17 protein-coding genes are annotated in these 20,092 nt (G+C 59.7%); 8 read left to right on the top strand and 9 right to left on the bottom strand.

What is annotated here, in order from left to right; genetic code table 11:
• A complete protein-coding gene (locus tag GFU70_RS04730; protein ID WP_153387671.1) occupies window positions 1–2,388 on the bottom strand; it encodes a 7TM-DISM domain-containing protein in 2,388 nt (795 codons plus the stop codon).
• The gene (locus GFU70_RS04725) at window positions 2,388–3,188 is read right to left on the bottom strand and encodes a DNA-binding response regulator (protein ID WP_116643807.1); all 801 of its coding nucleotides are present in this window, start codon (window positions 3,186–3,188) and stop codon (window positions 2,388–2,390) included. The genes GFU70_RS04730 and GFU70_RS04725 overlap by 1 nt, the downstream gene beginning before the upstream one ends.
• Before the next feature lie 216 nt (window positions 3,189–3,404).
• Here GFU70_RS04725 and GFU70_RS04720 point away from each other — a divergent pair, with 216 nt between their 5' ends.
• Window positions 3,405–3,809: a DUF488 domain-containing protein gene (locus GFU70_RS04720; RefSeq protein WP_153389146.1), complete on the top strand. Its 405-nt coding sequence runs from the start codon at window positions 3,405–3,407 to the stop codon at window positions 3,807–3,809.
• Between the two features lie 22 nt (window positions 3,810–3,831).
• On the opposite strand, the gene GFU70_RS04715 is transcribed toward GFU70_RS04720, so the two are convergent.
• From GFU70_RS04715 to GFU70_RS04700, 4 genes are all read right to left on the bottom strand, one after another.
• On the bottom strand, window positions 3,832–4,206 hold the full coding sequence (locus GFU70_RS04715) for a YopT-type cysteine protease domain-containing protein (RefSeq protein ID WP_153387670.1): 375 nt from the start codon (window positions 4,204–4,206) through the stop codon (window positions 3,832–3,834).
• Between the two features lie 483 nt (window positions 4,207–4,689).
• Complete coding sequence (locus GFU70_RS04710; RefSeq protein ID WP_153387669.1) at window positions 4,690–5,235, bottom strand: DUF4256 domain-containing protein; 546 nt, start codon at window positions 5,233–5,235, stop codon at window positions 4,690–4,692.
• A gap of 205 nt (window positions 5,236–5,440) precedes the next feature.
• Window positions 5,441–6,145 carry a hypothetical protein gene (locus GFU70_RS04705; RefSeq protein ID WP_153387668.1) on the bottom strand — a complete coding sequence of 235 codons (705 nt, stop codon included), beginning with the start codon at window positions 6,143–6,145 and terminating at the stop codon, window positions 5,441–5,443.
• 246 nt (window positions 6,146–6,391) lie between these two features.
• Entirely contained in the window at window positions 6,392–7,552 is a 1,161-nt protein-coding gene (locus GFU70_RS04700; protein ID WP_153387667.1) for a hypothetical protein, read from the bottom strand.
• Window positions 7,553–7,843: 291 nt separating this feature from the next.
• Between GFU70_RS04700 and GFU70_RS04695 the strand changes: the two genes are divergently transcribed.
• Window positions 7,844–8,260 (top strand): VOC family protein, encoded by a 417-nt coding sequence (locus tag GFU70_RS04695; RefSeq protein ID WP_116643150.1) that lies wholly within the window; start codon window positions 7,844–7,846, stop codon window positions 8,258–8,260.
• Between the two features lie 187 nt (window positions 8,261–8,447).
• Here the strand turns inward: GFU70_RS04695 and GFU70_RS04690 are convergent, their stop codons facing one another.
• On the bottom strand, window positions 8,448–8,819 hold the full coding sequence (locus GFU70_RS04690) for a PH domain-containing protein (protein ID WP_024777581.1): 372 nt from the start codon (window positions 8,817–8,819) through the stop codon (window positions 8,448–8,450).
• A 117-nt stretch (window positions 8,820–8,936) separates the two neighbouring features.
• Here GFU70_RS04690 and GFU70_RS04685 point away from each other — a divergent pair, with 117 nt between their 5' ends.
• From GFU70_RS04685 to GFU70_RS04660, 6 genes are all read left to right on the top strand, one after another.
• On the top strand, window positions 8,937–9,986 hold the full coding sequence (locus tag GFU70_RS04685; RefSeq protein WP_153387666.1) for a hypothetical protein: 1,050 nt from the start codon (window positions 8,937–8,939) through the stop codon (window positions 9,984–9,986).
• A 339-nt stretch (window positions 9,987–10,325) separates the two neighbouring features.
• The gene (gene dctP / locus GFU70_RS04680) at window positions 10,326–11,321 is read left to right on the top strand and encodes a C4-dicarboxylate TRAP substrate-binding protein DctP (RefSeq protein ID WP_058543367.1); all 996 of its coding nucleotides are present in this window, start codon (window positions 10,326–10,328) and stop codon (window positions 11,319–11,321) included.
• Window positions 11,322–11,386: 65 nt separating this feature from the next.
• Entirely contained in the window at window positions 11,387–12,019 is a 633-nt protein-coding gene (locus GFU70_RS04675) for a TRAP transporter small permease (protein ID WP_058543366.1), read from the top strand.
• On the top strand, window positions 12,016–13,299 hold the full coding sequence (gene dctM, locus GFU70_RS04670; RefSeq protein ID WP_058543365.1) for a C4-dicarboxylate TRAP transporter large permease protein DctM: 1,284 nt from the start codon (window positions 12,016–12,018) through the stop codon (window positions 13,297–13,299). The genes GFU70_RS04675 and dctM overlap by 4 nt, the downstream gene beginning before the upstream one ends.
• A gap of 109 nt (window positions 13,300–13,408) precedes the next feature.
• Window positions 13,409–14,404, top strand: a complete 996-nt coding sequence (locus GFU70_RS04665; protein ID WP_058543364.1) for a TRAP transporter substrate-binding protein — start codon at window positions 13,409–13,411, stop codon at window positions 14,402–14,404.
• Between the two features lie 227 nt (window positions 14,405–14,631).
• Window positions 14,632–16,551, top strand: a complete 1,920-nt coding sequence (locus tag GFU70_RS04660) for an alkaline phosphatase D family protein (RefSeq protein WP_153387665.1) — start codon at window positions 14,632–14,634, stop codon at window positions 16,549–16,551.
• 7 nt (window positions 16,552–16,558) lie between these two features.
• Here GFU70_RS04660 and GFU70_RS04655 read toward each other — a convergent pair whose 3' ends face one another.
• Window positions 16,559–17,059, bottom strand: a complete 501-nt coding sequence (locus GFU70_RS04655) for a methylated-DNA--[protein]-cysteine S-methyltransferase (protein WP_058543362.1) — start codon at window positions 17,057–17,059, stop codon at window positions 16,559–16,561.
• Window positions 17,060–17,295: 236 nt separating this feature from the next.
• Window positions 17,296–20,031 carry a LuxR C-terminal-related transcriptional regulator gene (locus GFU70_RS04650; RefSeq protein WP_153387664.1) on the bottom strand — a complete coding sequence of 912 codons (2,736 nt, stop codon included), beginning with the start codon at window positions 20,029–20,031 and terminating at the stop codon, window positions 17,296–17,298.
• Window positions 20,032–20,092 lie beyond the last annotated feature (61 nt).

Here is a 20,092-nt window from a genome sequence, read left to right as displayed (position 1 = left end):
CTAGGACTCCCGAGCCATTTCGCGACGCACCGTGTCCGGGCAGGCCAGTGCCTGGACGCACGCCAGCAATTCGCGGCTGTCGGCGGGCTTGAGCAATACCGCGTCGAAGGCCAGGTCCTTTGGATCGTCTTCCGGTCTGCGTGGCGGCACTGCTGAATAGAGCATCACAGGTAGATGCTGCCAACGCTCACGCACTTGGCGCAGCAGTGCCCAACCGTCCATGCCCGGCATCATCTGGTCGCTGATCAGCAGGTCGACCGGCTGTTCAGCCAGGCAGGCCAAGGCGTCTTCGCCGTTCGCCGCGATGCTCACGTCGAAACCGTAGCCGGCCAGCAGGTCGTAGAGCCATTCACTGTTCTGCTCGATGTCGTCCACCAGCAGGATGTGCTTGCCCTGGCCGTCGAACGGCGTGACGTTGTTGTCGACGATGCCGTTTTCCAAATCGTGTTCTTGGGCGCATTTCAGTTGCAGGCGAAAACTGAAATGACTGCCCTGCCCGGTGGCTTGGGGTTCGAGGCGGCTGTCCATGCGCTCCAGCAGTTGCGTGACGATGGACAGGCCTAGCCCGCTGCCTTCGTAGCGCTGGGCATTGCGGCCGCGGCGGAACGGTTGCAGGAGTTGTTCGAACTCTTGCGGGTCGATGCCGATGCCGGTGTCGATCACGCTGAAGCGCAGTTCCACGGTTTCCGGCGTTGGTGCAGCACCACCGCTCACTTCGAAACGGATCTGGCCGTTGCGGGTGAATTTCGCCGCGTTCGCCAGCAGGTTCATGAGGATCTGCCGGAGGCGTTTGAAATCGGCCTCCACCAGTGGCGGCAAGTCATCCGCCAAAACGGCCTCGAAAGTGTTGCCTTGGCGCGCAGCTAAAAAGCCTGCCTCGTCTGCAATCTCTTTGAGGAAGCCATACAGATAGCCCGGCGCGAGGGTCAATTGCATCTGCTCCAGCTCGCCACGGGAGAATTCGAGCATCTCGTCGATCAGCTCCAGTTGCTGGCGGGCGTTGCGTTCGATTGTCGCCTGATAGTCGCGGTTGGGCCCGGCGTGCAGCAGGCGCGCGTAGTCGATGATGCGCACCAGCGGCGAGCGCAGGTCGTGGCTGATCCGCGCCATCAACGCGCTGCGCGCCGCGAGGGATTCGCGCAGTTGCGACGTGCGCAGCGCCACGGTGCTTTCCAGGCGTTCCTGTTCGGCTTGGCGTTGTTGGTCGAGGGTGGACAGGGCGTGCTTTTCCCGGTTGCGGCTGCGGGCGACTTCCATGATCAACGTACACACCAGCAACGCCACGCCGGGCAAGGTGGACGATAAGCTGTATTTGCTTTGCGGCGACTGCCAGGGCAGTTGTTCCTGGGGGAAAAACAGCCGCATCAGCAATTGCCCAAGCAAGAGCCCCGGCACCAGCCAGGCCATCCAGCTGTAGCTCAGGCGTCTGCGCCAGGCCATGAACAGGGTGGCGAGCAGCACGCCGTAAAAACTCATCAGGGATATTTGGACGATCTGCGCGCCCTGGACGGGATCGACTTTTAGCCACCAGAGTCGGCCGAAGATGCAGCCCAACAGCGGCAGCCAATAGCTCCAGCCGATGATTCTGGGCAGGCGGGCGACCTGCAACAGCACGCGCATGTAGGCCAGGAACAGTACGAACGAGAACGCGCTGGCGCAGGTCAGCAACTCGCGTGTCCAGCCCAGTGCGCTGGGCCAGTAGATCAGGTAGCCGTTGAGGATGCAGGTCAGCAGGATGTAGCTCAATACCGCGCCCGCGTTCACGCTCAGCAGTTGGGAACGCAGGATCCAGCCGACGATGAAGCCGAACGGGACGACCAGCAGGACAATGCCGAGGGTGAGTCCGTCGCTCAGGTAGGTCTGTTGCTGACTGCGCAGCAGCGCCGGTTCGGACCACAGTTCCGGCTCCAGCAACATCTGGAAGTTGCTCGCCACGCGGATGAACAGCGTGGCGCTCTCCCCTGCCGCCAGCGAGACCGGGAACGCCGGCTGACGTGTCGCTGGTTGGGGCCATTCGGCCAAGGGATAGGCGCCGCCGGCATGGGCATCCTGCCCCGGTTGATAGACGCGGATGTCTTCCAGGCGCGGCGCGCCGACCACCAGCAGGCGCGAACACGCCACAGCGCTTGAGTTGCTGAGCTGCACTTTCAACCAGAAGGAGGAGCGGCTGTAGGCTTGGGTCGGCCAGCTTGGGGTGGCGGCGTTGAAACGTGTTTCGGGCAGTTGCGCGACGTCTTCCAGGCTCAGGCTGGCCTGGGTGTCTTCAAAAATCGTTATCGCGGGCATCAGGTCCAGATGATCAGCCCGGCAGATATCCACAGGCGCGGCGCGCAGCAAGCCTGTGGATAACAACGCTATCGTCAGTAACAACAACTGTAGAAGCCGCATCAGGCGCGTCCGGCCGACTCTGTATCAGCGATGCCCAAGGCTTGCTGGCGAAACTGACTGGGCGTCATGCCGATTCGCTGGCGGAAGGCCGTGGTGAAGTTGCAGGCGTTGCGAAAGCCCACCAGTTCGGCGACGTCCTGCACGCTCATGGCGCTTTCGCCGAGCAAGTCCTGGCCACGTCGCAGTCGTGCGTCGCGAATGTAGGCGAACACGGTCAGCCCCAGGTGCTCGCGAAAGATCCGCGAGAGGCGCTTTTCGTGAGTGCCGACCTTTTGCGCCAGCTGGACCAGGGAAGGCATTTCATCAAGGTGCTCTTCGATCAAGCGCATCGCGGCGCGCAGGACGATTTCATCGCCTTGCGGCTGCGGATCGGCCGGGCTGGCTTGATCGGTGGGCGGTGCGCGCCAGGTCAGTTGCAGGTGGATCTTGATACGCGCCAGCACTTCCTCGGGCGCGCAGGACTTGGGGATGTAATCGACCGCGCCGACAGTCAGCCCTTCCAGGCGCTCGATGGAGCTGTTGGCCGAAGACAAAAACAGGATCGGCGTCTGGCGGGTCGACGGTGCCTCGCGCAACAGCCGGCACAGGCTGAAACCGTTCATGTGCGGCATGTGCACGTCCAGCACGATCAAATCCGGACGCAAGGCCAGTGCCCGCTGATAACCCTGGTGGGCATCGCTGGCCAGGGAAATGCGCCACGGTTGGGCCTTGAGCAGGATGAGCGTTGCGCGGATATCCTCCGGGACGTCATCGATCAGCAGAATATGCGGCTCGGACGACACCGCCGCACCTCCCGCCATCGCCGTCCGCTTTTCGAATCGTCCGTCGTCCATTCGCTACGTTCTCTTATCGTGCGCTGGCCAATTAATTGCCGCAGAGCAACGGCATTGCAAAGCCAATCGATGGATCGGTAAAAATCGTTATACCGATAGCGGCAGGTCCGGCGAAGACTTGAAGATGCCGAATTGTCTATGGCCGCTATGCTGAGGCGATCCTACTTCGACAGGCAGGCTTCGATGATCCAGTGCAAACGCGCCTATGAACCAGCCAGCGCCACGGATGGCGTACGGGTTCTGGTGGACCGCTTGTGGCCGCGCAATTGCCGCAAGGATGCGTTGGCGATTGCCGAGTGGTTGCCGGAGGTTGCGCCTTCTCATGAGTTGCGCAAGGCGTTCAAGGCGGGGGCTGTGTCGTTTACCGAGTTCAGCGTGGCGTATCGGCGTAAGCTGGCGGCGCGGCCAGAGCATTGGTGGAAGCTGGTGGATATTGCGCGGGATGGGACGCTGACGTTGGTGTATTCGGCTAAGTCTACGGTTGAGAATAATGCGGTGGTGTTGGCGCAGTGGTTGGAGGATGAGGTGGAGAAACGGGCGGAGGGGAGTTCGCCGGTTTGCTATTTTTCTGAGTTTCCCAGCCATTGATGTCTGCTGAACTCATTGCCGATCAGTGCGGTGCTGCGGCTCCTTGGAACGCACCGAATTCATCCTCGTGATCAAACTCCAACAGATAGCTCTCGGTTACATGCCCGCCGGGAACGACGTAGCTCGCCAGCAGCGCGTGCAGGTCGTTGCCCAGGTCGGTCCTCGATTGATAGGCACCGACGCCATAGTTGGGATCGAAGAGTCGCCCCGTCTGGCCGTCGTCAAAGGACCCTGCGATGGCGTGACCGCCGCCCTCCGGGCCATCGACGTAGTAGAACGAAATAATGAAATGATGGGCCCCGGGCCGCTGGAGGATGTCGAGGATGATGTGGCTGGCGACCCCGCCGACGTAACCCTGGGAAGCCCTTCGCCGAATAGAGTGCCTTGCCCTTCCCATCTTCTGTTCTGGTGTGCTCGGGGGAAGGTGAACATGGGAGCTTTCTCCAAGGAAGACGGCTCCCGTCAACGGTAGACGAGGGGCAACCTGGGCGCCATTTTTCTGGTGTGTTCCCCGCGCAGTTTAGAGCGCAGGCTGGGTGGGTGGAAGAGTCTAATGAGAAGGCTCTCACACTGTCTCAGTGCCTGCGCTTGAGCATCGACAGTGGATCGCGGTGCTGTTGGATGAGATTTCCAACGAAATGCCCGAGGTCTGTTTCGAGGCGTTGGCGACTGTGTTGGCGCGTCACGGCTTCGACCTGTGGAATCTGGACGCTGGTGGTGATGATTACGCAGGAGCTTTTGTGGCGAGGGAGCTTGCTCCCGTTCGGCTGCGCAGCAGACGTAAAACCTGCCGACACCGTTTTTCCTGGCCCATCGCGGTGAATGGGTTTGGGGCTGCTGCGCAGCCCAGCGGGAGCAAGCTCCCTCGCCACGGGTTTGCTTAGATGCTTAGCAACCCGCGAAACCCGCGCGCCGCGTAATACGACTGCACGCCATTGTGGTAGACGAACACCCGGCCATAACGATAATCGCCAAAAATCGCCCCATCGAGCGATCGAAGCCCTGGAGGGGTTGCCAGCCAGCTGGATGTCTTGGCATCGAACTCGCCGAGTTCCTGCAGGGCCCTGTACTGGTCTTCCGTCAGCAGGGCAATGCCCATTTCTTCGGCCATTTCGACGGCACTGCCTTTGGGCTTGTTCTCCCTGCGCGCATCCAGGGCCGCGCGGTCGTAGCAGAGGCTTCGGCGACCGGTTGGGCTTTCTTTGGCGCAATCGCAGAAGGTGACAGCACCGGTCTTTGGATCGAGGCTGATCACGTCGGGTTCGCCCCCGGTGGCTTCCATGGCCTGGAGGGTTTTTAGTGCGTTGGGGTTGGTTTCGAGCTTGGCCTGGACGTCGGCCCAGAGAATGTCTGGGTGACGGTTCAGGTTTTTTTCGAAGCGGGTTTTCAGGGTTTGGATAAGGTTGTCTTGTTCTTGTTTTTTCATGGTGTGGGAGTCCGTGGGTGATCGGTTGCCGATTCCGCGCCTGGTTCAAAAATACCTAGGATAGACGTGCGGCAGATTTCCCACAGACCTGGCCGACTTTTTTGTGTGCGAGCTTGCTCGCGATGGCGGCATCGCGGGCTTTCGCACCGTATCGGATACCTTGATAGCGTGCGCAGATCCTGTCCAAAGCGGCTCGATAGCCAGACTATCGCTCAGCCTCGCCCTGCGGATAAATGTCGCTCACATTCAACGACAACTTTGCCGCCACTTCTTGTCCATCGGCTTTGCTGAAGCGCAACTGAAACTCCTGGTACGCAGGGCCGGCCCGCCAGCGGTCAACTTTCAGGTTCTGGTGGAGGGTACTTTCGCCGGGAGCGAGCTGCCCGAACAGCGGATAGCCTGCATTGGTAAACAGTTGCTCCGTTTCATACCAGTCCATCTCCTTATGCAAGGTTACGAACGGCGCCACCATTGCCCATGCCGCCGAAGATACTTTTTGCCCGACATCCAGGAAGACCACCTTGCTTTCTTTTGCGGCGATCAGGAATGGCAAAGTCATGGGCTCGCCCGTCGAATCGAACAGCTTTGAATTCATGCCGGCGTACGCGCTACTGCCATTTTCTCTGCGTTCCGATATTCGCCAGTCGATAACGCTTTCCGGGTTGAAACTGTTATTGGTGAGGATGATTTTGTAGCGTTGCTTGAACAACACCTCCTGGTCATCCTGGTAGGCTTTGTAGAAGGACACTTTGCTGTGTTCAGCGCCGACCCGGATGATGAGCGGAGTTCTGCGACTGGCGACGCTGTCCTGATATTGCTGGTAGCTGAAGTAGGCTGAGGCGATGGAGACGATCAAAGCCAGTGTTGCAATGGCGTCTGTTCGAGTGAGGGAATTGAACCATTTCATCATGAGGTGGCGTGTCCGGGCATTGGTGGTGGCTAAAATGACGTCTTCGCGAGCAGGCTCGCTTCCACAATTGATCATCAGCGTTCACAGCATTTTGTCTCATCAGAATCCTCATTCCCCATCAAACCAGGGCATTCACTCTCCCCCCAGTCTGTGGATGGGTAATGAAGAATTGACCGATTGCATTCGCCTGGCTTTCGGTGATTGGCATCTCTGTATCCTTGATTGGCAACCCTGTCTGATCGGCGTCTACGCTTGCTTGGGCGCGGCTGTCGCGCCGGGCAATATCACCACGTCACTGCGTTGCGTGACGATGCAGACATGTGAATGTTCTGGCCATTGCCCCAGGTGCGTGCCGCTCAAACCACTGGGGCACAACAGCAGAACATCCCCCAGCGAGAAGAGTGGAAAGGCCTCTACCACCGGAAGATCCGCGCTGGCATCCACCATTTCCCAGCTCGCCGGATCAAAGTCCTTGGCCTCGAAGTTTTTCAACAAACGATATTTGAGTGGAGTCGTCTCGCGCACGCCCATCATTCCGGCTGCCTTGAACACCACGGTGGAACTTGCACCCGGATAGATGGCGACGATGACTAGGGTCACCAGCAACGCCGATCCGACCGACAACAGTCCTCGCGTGACGATATGTTTTTTGCTCACAAAAAAGATCAGGGCTGGCAAGAACAAGAGGACCACCGCCACCATGGAAATGATCATCAGTGTCGTGATGACTTCCGGGGAGTCTTTGCCGGTGTAAGACTTCAGCAATATCAACATCGGGTAGACGGCAGCGAAAACGGCAACCATCAAAACGAAGTAGGCAGATAGGAATATGCCAGCCTGATGCCACCAAACCCCAAGTTTCTTCAAGTTATTGAAGAGGGACACCAGTTTCAGGGCCGTTCGAAATTTCTTTGATTTCAACGACGCCCCCATGACTGCGCTCATGCCCAAGATAATCACGCAAGCGACAATGAAATGGTCGACCTCGGGTCCCTGAAACGCGAAGGCGACGATGATCAACGACCCCACCACCGCTGCCCAGAAAAAGAACCTGGCAACCGTTGGCCTAAGATTCGGCGTTTGGTTGAACATGGACACGGCTAATGCGTAAAACAGGGTAGTGACCCCCATCACCACCATATAAAGAAACAGGACAAAGGCAACCATCCCCATCCACGGAAGCAATGCGGAGAGTTTCTTATCGAACACCAAGGGCAGAAGGTCGATACGGTCGATCGCCTTCGCGTAGGTCATCAGGATGCCAAAGCTGACCACCGCACTGAGCAGGGCACCCAAACTGCCTATCAGGCCCCAATGCTCCGCCATCAATTTGAGGGTCGCGTAGATATCCTGTTGGAATGAGGCAGGTTTTTGTTTCTCGTCCGTTGTGCCGACTTCTTGCTCCATTACCCTATCCTTTTCCATTCCAAACTGAACAATGAGGAGAAGCACTGATGGATGTGCACCTTTCCAGAATGACCCTATCGACTGCATGTCGATGAACTTTAGACAGCAGGATACCGGGCGAAAGGGGAAGCTGGTTCGCGGTGCGGCCGTTCTAACCTGTGGTGTTGAGTGTGCTGCCGTCATCGCGAGCAAGCTCGCTCCCACAGGGGATTTTTTGTTGCGACGACATTCCAGCATGAATAGCTAAGGTGAAGTAACCGTAACGTCCATCACCGAGCACATGAGGCCCGTATGAAGAACTTCACGATTCAACGTATCGACCACATCGTCCTGCGCGTAAAAGACATCGAGCGCAGCCTCGCTTTCTACACATCGGTGCTCGGTTGCGAGCTCAAGAAGCGCCGGGACGATCTAGGCATGGTTCATCTGGGCACCGGTGTTTCGATGATTGACCTGGTTGCCGTCGACGGGCCTCTGGGTCGCCAGGGTGGGCCGGCGGCCGGTAAGCAGGGCCACAATGTCGATCACCTCTGCCTGCGTATCGAGCCGTTTGATGAACAAGCTCTCCTGGCGCATCTGGCTTCAGCTGGCTTGGAGGTTGAGAAAGCGCAGATGCGTTATGGCGCGGAGGGCAAGGGTTGGTCGATCTACTGCTTCGATCCGGACGACAACCAGATCGAGTTGAAGGGGCCGGCGCTGGAGCCCTGAGCCTCAACTGCGGGTCCTGTCCCTATGGGAGCGAGCCTGCTCGCGAATGCGATCTGTCTGAGCCGGTGATGTTGGCTGTGCCGCCGTCTTCGCGAGCAAGCTCGCTCCCACAGGGGTCAGTGGTGAACGCTGCATTTGCAAACACCCGCTCCCACAGGGGATTGGTGGTGGATATTGAGTTTGCCGATCAGGCCAGGAGGTGTTTGGAGATCACCTTGGAGATTTCCACAATGCCGGTCTTGCCGGTGAACTCGAATTTCACTTTGCCCAGGGATGAAAAGTAGATCTCCAGTTCAGAGTCCAGGTCGAAGGTGCCGGAGGTTTCGACCGAGTAGGCGACGATGTTTTTGTAGGGCAAGGAAGTGAAGTCTTTTTTGCTGCCGGTGATACCTTGCACGTTCACCGCGATGATGCGTTTGTTGGTGAAGACCACCCCATCGCGCATGGATTTATAAGCGTCGATGACCTGTTCACCGTCCAGCAGCAGGGCCGTGACGCGCTCGGCGTATTCGTCGTTTTGCTTGAGCTTGAAGAAGCCTTTGTTGTTGAAGTCGATCATCGATAAGTCCTTGTCGAGAAGAAGAGGGTATTGCCTACAGCTCAGCGGCAGGTGATGGACGCAATAGTGGCACTTCAGTAGCATTCGTCAATTTTATCGATCCTTCAAGGATGACCTATGCTCGCCCTGCCTCGCTGTCCTGCCCCGTTGTTAGCATTGTCCGCGTTGTTTGTATTGCTCGGCGGTTGCAGCGTCAATGGCAGTTATCCCGATGCCATCGAACCGGACGCCGCCAAGTTGCGGTTCGTCGCCAATACCAGCAACGCCACGCTGGATTATTTCGACGCGGCCCATTGCGACGGGCAAACCACGGGCATTCTCAACAATATGCTGCTGAGCGATACCGCGCGGCGGGTGGGGATGAGCGTTCCGGCGCCCAAGGATGCCAGGGGTTATTTGGAGGTCAAGCTCAAGCCCGGTGAACAGATTCACCTGCGCACCAACATGAACAGCGGTTATGCCGTGTGTGGCAAGGGCTTCAACTTTACACCCGAGGCCAATGCCGAATACGAGGTGACGTTCAAGTCCAAGAAGAACTTCTGCCTGACTCAGTTGCAACGCTTGCAACGGGTCGACGGCAAGGACGTGCGCACACCGATCCCAATCTTGAAAAATGACTTTCCCGCCTGCGCCGGTCGCAATGGGCTGTTCCCCAAGACCTACCCGGACACGCCCCATCGCTTGGAGCTGATGAATCGAGTCATCGATAAAAGCCTGGTTGTCACCGTGAAGACGGATCCTGCCAAGGAAAAAGTCGAGCGTTATTCGCCAGAGAAGCTGGACACCCTGATCAGCGAGCGCAAGGCCAAGCTCGGCTTCGAGCTGCCGGCTGACTACTGGACGCTGTACCGGGAAAACCTGAAGACGTTCGGCGATGACATGGCGCAGAACAAGGCGAACTCGATGGAACGCTTCAAGGACGAATACCTGACGCGCCTGCGGCAGTTGAAGGACGAGCAGTTGGAACAGTGGACGTTGCCCAAAACCGCCAATGCCAAGCCGGAGAAAGCCGAGATCGACCTGGACATCGCGATGATGGTGGAGTACTTCCGGATCGGGAATGGGGTGACGGTCGAAGCGGTAGGTCATCACCTGGAAAGGATGGCGCAGATGGATGAGCGTTACGGGGTGTGCGCGCGGTTTGAGGAGTGCTGGAAGCGCAACTAGCAAAGAGGATGGGCCATCGTCTTCGCGAGCAAGCCCGCCGCCCATGGATTCAATAAACGCTGGAGATTGAAAGCCTGTAGCCATCATCGCTCCTTTATGGTTTCCTGCCCCAGACACGGTTGTTGACTGAAACCTTTGGAAATGAGCCGTTTGTGATGTGTCAGCCCGACGCCAGGAAGGCTCTAGCGCAACCTGTCGAGACGAACAGCCGAATGGCGGTTTTTCCCGTTAACCGTCGCCGACTCGTTATTTTTCTGCCTAGACTCATCATTGTTCCGCCGTGCGCTGTGTTTTAAATGAGCCCGCACGAAAATACTAAAAAAAAGAGGAAAGCCCCTTATGTTCAAACCTATCTGGAAAGCGCTCGCTTGCACTTTGGCCCTCAGTGCGATGAGCACGGCCATGGCGGCAGATCCGGTGGTGATCAAGTTCTCCCATGTGGTGGCCGAACAAACGCCCAAAGGCCAAGGCGCTCTGCTGTTCAAGAAACTGGTGGAAGAACGGTTGCCAGGCAAAGTGAAGGTCGAGGTCTACCCCAACTCCTCGCTGTTCGGCGATGGCAAGGAGATGGAAGCCCTGCTGCTGGGCGACGTGCAGATCATCGCGCCGTCACTGGCCAAGTTCGAGCAATACACCAAGACCGTGCAACTGTTTGACTTGCCGTTCCTGTTCGATGACATCTCCGCGGTGGACCGCTTCCAGTTGAGCCCTGAAGGCCAGAAGCTGCTCAAGTCCATGGAAAGCAAAAACATTACCGGCCTGGCTTATTGGCACAACGGCATGAAGCAGCTGTCGGCGAACAAACCGCTGCGCGAACCCAAGGATGCTCGTGGCCTGAAGTTCCGCGTACAAGCATCGGCCGTGCTGGAAGAACAATTCAAGGCCGTGAACGCCAACCCGCGCAAGATGAGCTTCGCCGAGGTTTACCAAGGTTTGCAGACCGGCGTGGTCAACGGTGCGGAAAACCCCTACTCGAACATCTACAGCCAGAAAATGCATGAAGTGCAGAAGTACATCACCGAGTCCAACCACGGTGTACTCGACTACATGCTGATCACCAACACCAAGTTCTGGAATGGCCTGGATCCAGACGTTCGTACTGAGCTGGACAAGATCATCAAAGAAGTCACGACTCAGGTGAACAAGGAAGCCGAGCAACTGAACCAGGACGCCAAGCAGAAGATCGTCGACGCCAAGACCACCGAGATCATTACCCTCACGCCGCAAGAGCGTGCCGAGTGGCGCGACAAGATGAAACCGGTATGGAAGAAGTTCGAAGGTGATATCGGCGCTGACCTGATCAAAGCCGCAGAAGCCTCCAACAAGGCCCAGTGACTGGTTGGCTGGCGCTGCCGCCCTGGCAGCGTCGGCCTATCGTCCCCCACAGGAGAGGTCACGCCATGAACGCCCTTCGGCGCACCTGGGAACACTTCGAGGAAGCTTTTATTGCTTTCCTTCTGGCCGCCATGACGCTTGTAACGTTCGTCTACGTGGTGCTCAACAATCTCTATACCGTTTTCTATAGCCTCGGCGACCAATGGTCAGCCGCGAGCGAACCGATGTTCGCCATAGGCGACGCTGTCATGGGCATGGCCCAGGCCATGACCTGGAGCACGTCACTGACCAAGGCCCTGTTTGGCTGGCTGATCTTTTTCGGGCTGTCGTACGGCGTGCGCACGGCCGGACACATCGGCGTCGATGCGCTGGTGAAACTGGCGAGCAAGCCGGTGCAGCGTTTCATTGGCGTCATCGCTTGCCTGTGCTGCCTCGCCTACGCCGGGCTGCTGGCAGTGGCGAGTTACGAATGGATCAACACTCTGATGATTGCCCAGATCGGCGCCGAGGACCTCGGCCATTTCGGCATCATGCAGTGGCACGTCGGGTTGATCGTGCCGGTAGGGTTCGCGCTGGTGTTTATTCGTTTCGCGGAAATTCTCGTGCGCATCCTGATGAATCGCCAGACCGGCCTGGGCTTGGCCGATGAAGCGGCCGAAGCCATGAAATTGACCGAACACGAGGAAGACAAGCCATGACCATTGCCTTCCTGTTCATAGCACTGTTCGTGCTGATGCTCATCGGCGTGCCCATTGCCATTTCGCTGGGTTTGGCCGGCTCGCTGACCATCATTTTCTTCAGCCCCGACTCCGTGCGTTCCCTGGCGATCAAGCTGTTCGAAACCTCCGAGCACTACACGTTGCTGGCGATTCCGTTCTTCCTGCTGGCCGGCGCGTTCATGACCACCGGCGGCGTGGCGCGGCGGCTGATCGACTTTGCCAACGCCTGCGTCGGGCATATCCGTGGCGGCCTGGCGATTGCGGCGGTGCTGGCCTGCATGTTGTTTGCGGCGTTGTCGGGCTCAAGTCCCGCGACGGTGGCGGCGGTCGGTTCCATCGCCATTGCCGGGATGGTGCGCTCGGGTTATCCACAGTCGTTTGGCGCAGGCATCGTGTGTAATGCCGGGACCCTGGGCATCCTGATTCCGCCCTCGATCGTGATGGTGGTGTACGCCGCAGCGACCGAAACATCAGTGGGCAAGCTGTTCATGGCCGGTGTCGTGCCGGGCCTGCTCCTGGGGGTTTCACTGATGGTGGCGATCTACGTCGTCGCCGTGAAGAAGAACCTGCCAGCCCTTCCCCGGGCGACGTTCCGTGAATGGTTGGCCACCGCGCGCAAGGCCATCTGGGGCCTGTTGCTGATGGTCATCATCCTCGGCGGGATCTACTCCGGGATGTTCACCCCTACCGAAGCAGCGGCGGTGGCGGCGGTGTATTCGGCGTTCATTGCATTGTTCGTCTACAAGGACCTCACGTTCCGCGAGACACCGAAGGTGCTGCTGGAGTCGGCCAAGCTGAGCATCATGCTGATGTTCATCATCGCCAACGCCATGCTTTTCGCCCATGTACTGACCACCGAGCAACTGCCGCAGCAAATCACGGCATGGGTGATCGAGGCCGGGTTGACGCCGGTGGCCTTCCTGCTGGTGGTGAACATCGTGCTGCTGATCGCCGGTGCGTTCATGGAGCCTTCGGCGATCATTCTGATCCTGGCGCCGATCCTGTTCCCCATCGCCATGAAGCTGGGCATCGACCCGATCCACCTGGGCATCATCATGGTGGTGAACCTGGAGATCGGCTTGATCACACCGCCGGTGGGGCTGAACCTGTTCGTCACCTCAGCGGTAACCGGCATGTCCCTGCCCGCCACCATCCGTGCGGCCATGCCATGGTTGATGATTCTGCTGGCGTTCCTGATGCTGATTACCTATGTGCCGTGGATTTCGATGGCGCTACCGAATTGGTTGGGGATGAGTTAAGCCCGATAAACACACACTGCGTGGCGAAAGCGTAACGCGCCTCGCCACGCAGGTGTTGGGCCAAACACGGGTATGTGTCTTCGAACAATAAAAACAGGGAAGCCTTGCAATGCTAACGCCTCTATGGAAAGCGCTCGTCTATACCTTGAGTTTCAGCCTGTTCGCAACGGCCGCGGCCGCAGAGCCGATCGTGATCAAGTTTTCCCATGTCGTAGGCGAACAAACGCCCAAGGGCCAGGGCGCGTTGATGTTCAAGAAGCTGGTGGAGGAGCGGCTGCCGGGCAAGGTGAGGGTCGAGGTGTATCCACGCGCCACGTTGTATGGCGACGACAAGGAGATGGAGGCGCTGCTGTTGGGAGACGTGCAGATCATTGCGCGCTCGCTGGCCAAGTTCGATCAGTACACCAAGTCGGTGCAGTTGTTCGACTTGCCCTTCTTGTTCAACGACATCGCCGCAGTGGACCGTTTTCAGCGCAGCCCCGAGGGCCAGAAGCTGCTCAAGTCCATGGAAAGCAAGAACATCACCGGCCTGGCCTATTGGCACAACGGCATGAAGCAGCTATCGGCCAACAAGCCGCTGCGCACCCCCGGGGATGCCCGCGGCCAGACGTTCCGGATACAGACTTCTGCGGTGCTGCAGGAACAGTTCCAGGCAGTGGGCGCCAAAGCGCAACCGATGATCTTCTCGGTGGTGTACCAGGCTTTGCGCACCGGTTTGGTCAACGGCACGGAAAACACCTACTCCAACTTCTATAACCAGAAGCTCAATGAAGTGCAGAAATACGTCACCGAGTCCAACCACGGCATACTCGACTACATGCTGATCACCACGTCGGATTTCTGGAACGGCCTGCCACCGGACATCCGCAGCGAATTGGACAAGATCGTGGTCGAATCCACCGACTATGCCAACCAGGAAGCGGAGCGATTCAACCAGCAGGACAAGCAGCATGTGCTGGACGCCAAGACCACCCAGATCATTACCCTCACACCGCAGGAGCGTAATGCCTGGCGCGAAAAAATGAAGCCGGTATGGGCGAAGTTCGAACAGGAGATCGGGCCGGACCTGATCAAGGCGGCTGAGGCTTCCAACAAGGCCCAATAAGGTCCCACTGTGCCTGTAGGAGCTGCCGAAGGCTGCGATCTTTTGATTTTTCGCTTGAGACTCAAGCGCCTGGGGAAAGATCGCAGCCTCGTTGCACTCGGCAGCTCCTACACAGCGTGCGCAGGCCCAGCGGGCGCAACTTTCTTGCCATCAATCTACCGCCTCCAGCAACCCGGCACATTGCGTTATGATCCCCGCCTCTCCCTGAACAGAGCTTTTACCCGCGAATGCTGCCGTCTACTGCCGATACCACCTCTCTGCCCCCCGTCCTGGTCGGTCCACTGCTGCGACGGCTGGAGCCCACGCGCCTGGTGATGTGGCTTGTGGGTACGCGAGCCTTGGCGTTGACGTTACAGGTGGACGGTGTGGGCGATCTTGCACTGGATGCGTCGCGCTGCACCGTGGTGCCGGTGGGACAGCAGGCGTTTGTGCACCTGATCGATGTGCGGCTCGACAGCCCCCTGCCCCAAGACGTGACGATCGACTACGACTTGCTGGTGGACGGCGCGCCCATCGCCGAATGGGCGCCGCATCTGCTGTATGACGGTGCTCGGCGCCCGAATTTCATGCTGCACTCGCGCATCGAGCAACTGGTCCACGGCTCTTGCCGCAAGCCCCACTACCCGGCCAACGACGGCCTGCTCTGCGTCGATCGGCTGTTGGCGCAAGCCCCGGCGCAACGTCCGGCATTGCTGATGATGAGCGGCGACCAGGTCTATGCCGACGACGTCGCCGGGCCCATGTTGCGGGCGATTCATGGGTTGATCGAACGCTTGGGGTTGTTCGAGGAATGCCTGGACGGTGCCGTGGTGGAAGACAGCGCCAAGCTCTATCAGCACCCGGCCAGTTATTACCATCGTGCCGATCTGTTGCCCGCGCTTGAGAGCAACGAAACCCTGCGCGAGCGATTTTTCGGCGGGGCCCGCAAGCCGATTTTCACCAGCAGCAGCGCCGACAATCACCTGGTGACCTTCGCCGAGGTCATGGCGATGTACCTGCTGGTGTGGTCACCGGTGCCCTGGACGTTGATTGCGGTGCAGCCGCCCGAACTGACCGTCGAACGGCGCCAGCGCTACGACCTGGAGCAGCAGCGCATCGATGCGTTCAAGACCGGGCTGGGCGGCGTGGCGCGGGTGTTTGCGCACCTGTCGTGCCTGATGATTTTCGACGACCACGACATTACCGATGACTGGAACCTGTCTGCTCAGTGGGAGGAAACGGCCTATGGCCATCCGTTCTCCAAACGCATCATCGGCAATGCGTTGCTCGCCTACATGCTCTGCCAGGGCTGGGGTAACAACCCGGATGCCTTTGCTGACGTGCTCCCGCAAACCTTGGCCCTGAGCGACACCGCCCGGGACCGTTACCTGGACAGCAAACCCCAGGACCAACTGATCGACACCCTGCTGGCTTTCCAGCAATGGCATTACGTGCTGCCGAGCACCCCGGCCCTGGTGGTACTCGACACCCGCACCCGTCGCTGGCGCAGCGAGAACAACCTCAAGCAGCCTTCCGGCCTGCTGGATTGGGAAGCCCTGAGCGAGTTGCAGCAAGAGCTGTTGGATCATCCCTCGGCGATCATCGTCTCACCGGCGCCGATCTTCGGCGTGAAGCTGATCGAGACCGTGCAACGGGTGTTCAGTTGGTGCGGTTATCCGCTGCTGGTGGATGCGGAAAACTGGATGGCCCATCGCGGCGCTGCCCAGGTGATCCTGAACATTTTCCGCCACTCGCGTACGCCCGGGAATTACGTGGTGCTGTCCGGGGACGTGCATTATTCCTTCGTTTACGAAGTATTGATCCCACACCGCAAGGGCGGTCCGCGCATCTGGCAGATCACCAGCAGCGGCATCAAGAATGAATTCCCGCCTGCGCTGCTGGAATGGTTCGATCGCCTGAACCGCTGGCTCTACTCGCCGCGCTCGCCCCTGAACTGGTTCACCAAGCGCCGCAGCATGCGCATCGTCCCCCACACCCCGGAACACGCCGAGGCCGGTGAGCGGCTGTGGAACAGCGCTGGCATTGGCCAGGTGTTCTTCAATGAACAGGGGCAGCCCACGAAGATCTACCAGCACAACGCCAACGGCCAACCGCCGACGCGCATGCGGCCTCCCAAATCCCCGCTCCCACAAGGGATAGATGAGTGAAATCGGTTCAGAACGCCAATTGCAGGCTCTGCTGACCTTCAAGGCTGAGCAGCAACTGTTTCGCCGCCAGGCCGCCAGCGAAACCGGTAAGGCTGCCCGAGGTGCCGATGACGCGGTGGCATGGGGCGATGATCGAAATGGGGTTGCGACCATTGGCGGCGCCGACCGCCCGGACCGCCGTCGGTTGGCCAATCTGGATGGCGATGTCGCGGTAGCTGCGGGTTTCGCCGAAGGGGATGGTCAACAGGGCTTGCCAGACCCGGATCTGGAAGTCAGTCCCCGCGAAGTCCAGTTCCAGCTCGAAACGACGGCGCTGGCCGGCGAAGTATTCCAGCAACTGACGCTCGGTTTCCTTGAGGACCGGATGCTGGGTGTCCTCCTCCAAAGGCCCCAGCCGCACCCGATTGAGCCGCTCGTTTTCCCAGAGGATGGCCGCCAGCCGTGTCTCCCGGGCGACGAGGATCAGTTGGCCGACGGGGGATTGGATGGTTTTGTACTGGGGCAACATCGGGGGATTCCTTGTCAAAGCCTTTGTGGCGGGGAAGCTTGTTCCCGCGGGGTTCTGTAGGAGCGAAGCCTGCGATCTTTTGATCCTGTTCTTTCGCTTACGACTCAATTGTCTGGGGGAAGATCGCAGCCTCGTTGCACTCGACAGCTCCTACACAGCTCCTACACAGCTCCTACAGGCCCAGCGGGAGCAAGCTCCCTCGCCACAGGTTTTTTTCACCGTTCCCAAAATCTCGCTCAACCCAACAACCCCAACGCCTTCGCCCGCGCCACCGCCTGGGTGCGGCGCTCGACGCCGAGCTTGCTGTTGATGTGGCTGGCGTGAGTCTTGACGGTGTGCAGCGAGATAAACAACTGCTCGCTGATTTCCTGGTTCGAGCATCCTTGGGCAATCAACTGCAACACCGCTCGCTCGCGACTGCTGAGGGTTTCGACGGGCGCCGTTGGGTCGGCGGGTTGGGCCACCATCGAGGGCAGGCGTTCGAGCAAATGTTCGCGCAAGGTACTGGGTGGCGCATGCACCAGTTGTTCACGCAACCATTCGCGGTGCTCACCGAACAACCATTCGAAAGGCTGCAATACCCCGCCGCTGGCGGCTTCGAAAGCCTGGGCCAGGGTGCGACGGGCTTCGGGTTCACGCCCGATGCTCAGCAGCAAGGCGACTTTCTGGTTGAGCGCCATCACGCTGAGCATCTGCCGGCCACTTTGCTGACCGTGTTCAAGCAAGGCATCGAGCCGCCCTTGCGCGAGTATCGGTTGGCCCCGGATGGACTCCAGCACCGCCTGCTGCAACTCGACATGCAGCGGCAATTGCGGGTGGAATTCCGGTGCGGCGGCGGCCCGCTCACCCGTGTAGGTCTGGCCCAGCCGGGCCAGCCAGGCTTCGGCCAGGTCGGTGCGCCCCTGGGCCAACCAGAGTTCGCACTTGACCAGGGTGATCATCGCCAGATAGTAGATCGGCGGAACATCCCAGATATGCATCAGGCGCTCGGCTTCAGCCAGTTCGGCGAAGGCCCGGGCGAACTCGCCACGGTAGCCTTCGATACGCGCGATCACGCAATGGCCGATCAGCACGCTGATGTCGCGGCAGGCGCGGGCTTCGGTGAGGCCCGCCTGCAAGCGCGCAAGGCCGGCCTGGGGCTGCATGCGCAAGGTCAGCAAAAAACCTTCGTACATGATCAAGCGCGCCCGAACCGCATAAAGCCGCTGGGGCGACAGTTTGTGCAAACGTTGCAGGCCCTGGTGCACTTCATCCAGCGCCCGCAGGATCTCCCCCCGCGCCTGCAGGACCCGGGCACGATCGTAATGGGCCAGGGCCTCGAACAGTGGATTACCGACCCGCTGCGCCAGCTCCAGGGAATCACGGTTCAGGTTCCGGGCGCGCCACAGGTCGCCATCGGCAATCGCCAGGTTCGACAGTGTGGACAGGCACATCAGGCGCTGGCCGTAACGTTTTTGCGGCAGGCTCTCCAACGCTTCGCTGCAATAACGCACGGTGGCCTCGCGGTCCCCCCGGCCACGGGCGACGATCCCGCTCAGGGCCAGCCATTGGGCGAGCATGGATTTTTGCGCGGTGGCCGAAGGGGCCGGCAGGAAACGACTCAAGTGCGCCGCCAGCTCTTCAGCAGCGTCCAGCTGGCAGGCCAGCCCCAACGCCCAGCTGTAGAGCACGATCAGCCGCGGGGTGCTGATGAGCAGGCTGTCGGGCAAGTCCATTTTCCAGCGCAGCAACATGCCGACGTTCTGCTCGGCCAGCAGTTGCTCCTCCGAGAGGTTCTGCACCAGGTTCGCCGCGACGTCCAGATGCCCGGCCCGCAGCGCTTGTTCCACGGCTTCGTCGATCAGGCCCTGGGCGTTGAACCAGCGACAGGCCCGCAAATGCAGCGTCGCGGCCGGGACCATGGCCGGTGCGCTGGGGCGACTGCGCAGCAGGTCGGAAAACAGGTGGTGATATCGGTACCAATGGCCGTGCTCGTCCAGCGGTACCAGAAACACTTGGTGGGCCGCCAGGTAACGCAGGATTTCGGCGCTGTCATGGGCTTCGCGCACGGCGTCGCACAGTTCGCTGCAAAAGCGTTCCTGAGGAGCCGTGTCGTAGAGAAATGCCTGCACCTCGGCGGGCAGGCAGTCGATGACCTCTTCGAGCAGATAATCGCGAATCAGCCCTTCGCCGCCGTGCAAGGCCTGGGGCAGCAGGCCTTCGGTACCGGCTTCGGAAGCGGCCAACAGCCAGAAACGCAACCCGGCCACCCAACCTTCGCTGCGCTGGATAAGATTTTCCAGCGCCTCACCGCGCAACGAACTGCTGTGGTGCTGGAGCAGGGTCAAGGCCTCGTCATGGGTCAGGCGCAGGTCCTGTTCATTGAGTTCGAGCAATTGCCGCGACAGGCGCAGGCGCGCCAAATGCCAGTCCGGGCGCTGGCGGCTGGTGACGAGGACCAGCAACCCGTCGGGCAGGTGATTGAGGAAAAACTGCAGGCAGCGATCCAGTACCGGGCTTTGGGCCAGGTGGTAATCGTCGAGCACCAGCAGCAACGGCTCGCGGGGCGATAAGTGCGTGGACAGTTCGTCCAGCAGGCCGTCGAGCCATTCTTCGAAAGCAAAGGGTTGATGACGTTGGCGCATTTTCAGCAGCCCCAGTGCCCGGCCGCCCAGTTGCGGGAAAAACGCCTGGAGCCCTTCGAGCAACCGCTCCAGGAAGCGCCCCGGATCGTTGTCCCGGACGCTGAGCCCCAGCCAGAGGCTTTGCCAATGGGCCGGCAGGCTCTGGCAGAACTCCACCGCCAGAGAGCTTTTACCGAACCCCGCCGGGGCACTGACCAACAGCAACCTGCCTCCGAGCCCTGCGCTCAAACGCTCGCACAACCGCGGCCGCACAACGTGACCGTCGGGCAAGGGCGGGCGGTAGAAACGCCCGTCCTGTACCGCGATGGCTGCGCGGGCAGAACCCGGAAGTGAAGACAAATCAGTCATGGCCGGCTCTTGTTGGAATGCGGGTGGCGGCGTTGCAGATGTCCGCAGACTAGCGGTAAAC

Source organism: Pseudomonas brassicacearum (assembly GCF_009601685.2).
Lineage (GTDB): Bacteria > Pseudomonadota > Gammaproteobacteria > Pseudomonadales > Pseudomonadaceae > Aquipseudomonas > Aquipseudomonas kilonensis_B.
This window is presented reverse-complemented; position numbering and strand designations above follow the sequence as displayed.

Excerpts from the sequence above, each read along its gene's own strand:
- GFU70_RS04675 (WP_058543366.1), top strand. The coding sequence starts at position 11,387 with ATGAACGCCCTTCGGCGCACCTGGGAACACTTCGAGGAAGCTTTTATT.
- dctM (WP_058543365.1), top strand. The coding sequence starts at position 12,016 with ATGACCATTGCCTTCCTGTTCATAGCACTGTTCGTGCTGATGCTCATC.
- dctP (WP_058543367.1), top strand. The coding sequence starts at position 10,326 with ATGTTCAAACCTATCTGGAAAGCGCTCGCTTGCACTTTGGCCCTCAGT.
- GFU70_RS04710 (WP_153387669.1), bottom strand. The coding sequence starts at position 5,235 with ATGAAAAAACAAGAACAAGACAACCTTATCCAAACCCTGAAAACCCGC.
- GFU70_RS04690 (WP_024777581.1), bottom strand. The coding sequence starts at position 8,819 with ATGATCGACTTCAACAACAAAGGCTTCTTCAAGCTCAAGCAAAACGAC.
- GFU70_RS04655 (WP_058543362.1), bottom strand. The coding sequence starts at position 17,059 with ATGTTGCCCCAGTACAAAACCATCCAATCCCCCGTCGGCCAACTGATC.
- GFU70_RS04695 (WP_116643150.1), top strand. The coding sequence starts at position 7,844 with ATGAAGAACTTCACGATTCAACGTATCGACCACATCGTCCTGCGCGTA.
- GFU70_RS04705 (WP_153387668.1), bottom strand. The coding sequence starts at position 6,145 with ATGATGAAATGGTTCAATTCCCTCACTCGAACAGACGCCATTGCAACA.
- GFU70_RS04665 (WP_058543364.1), top strand. The coding sequence starts at position 13,409 with ATGCTAACGCCTCTATGGAAAGCGCTCGTCTATACCTTGAGTTTCAGC.
- GFU70_RS04700 (WP_153387667.1), bottom strand. The coding sequence starts at position 7,552 with ATGGAGCAAGAAGTCGGCACAACGGACGAGAAACAAAAACCTGCCTCA.
- GFU70_RS04720 (WP_153389146.1), top strand. The coding sequence starts at position 3,405 with ATGATCCAGTGCAAACGCGCCTATGAACCAGCCAGCGCCACGGATGGC.
- GFU70_RS04660 (WP_153387665.1), top strand. The coding sequence starts at position 14,632 with ATGCTGCCGTCTACTGCCGATACCACCTCTCTGCCCCCCGTCCTGGTC.
- GFU70_RS04725 (WP_116643807.1), bottom strand. The coding sequence starts at position 3,188 with ATGGCGGGAGGTGCGGCGGTGTCGTCCGAGCCGCATATTCTGCTGATC.
- GFU70_RS04685 (WP_153387666.1), top strand. The coding sequence starts at position 8,937 with ATGCTCGCCCTGCCTCGCTGTCCTGCCCCGTTGTTAGCATTGTCCGCG.
- GFU70_RS04715 (WP_153387670.1), bottom strand. The coding sequence starts at position 4,206 with ATGGGAAGGGCAAGGCACTCTATTCGGCGAAGGGCTTCCCAGGGTTAC.
- GFU70_RS04650 (WP_153387664.1), bottom strand. The coding sequence starts at position 20,031 with ATGACTGATTTGTCTTCACTTCCGGGTTCTGCCCGCGCAGCCATCGCG.
- GFU70_RS04730 (WP_153387671.1), bottom strand. The coding sequence starts at position 2,388 with ATGCGGCTTCTACAGTTGTTGTTACTGACGATAGCGTTGTTATCCACA.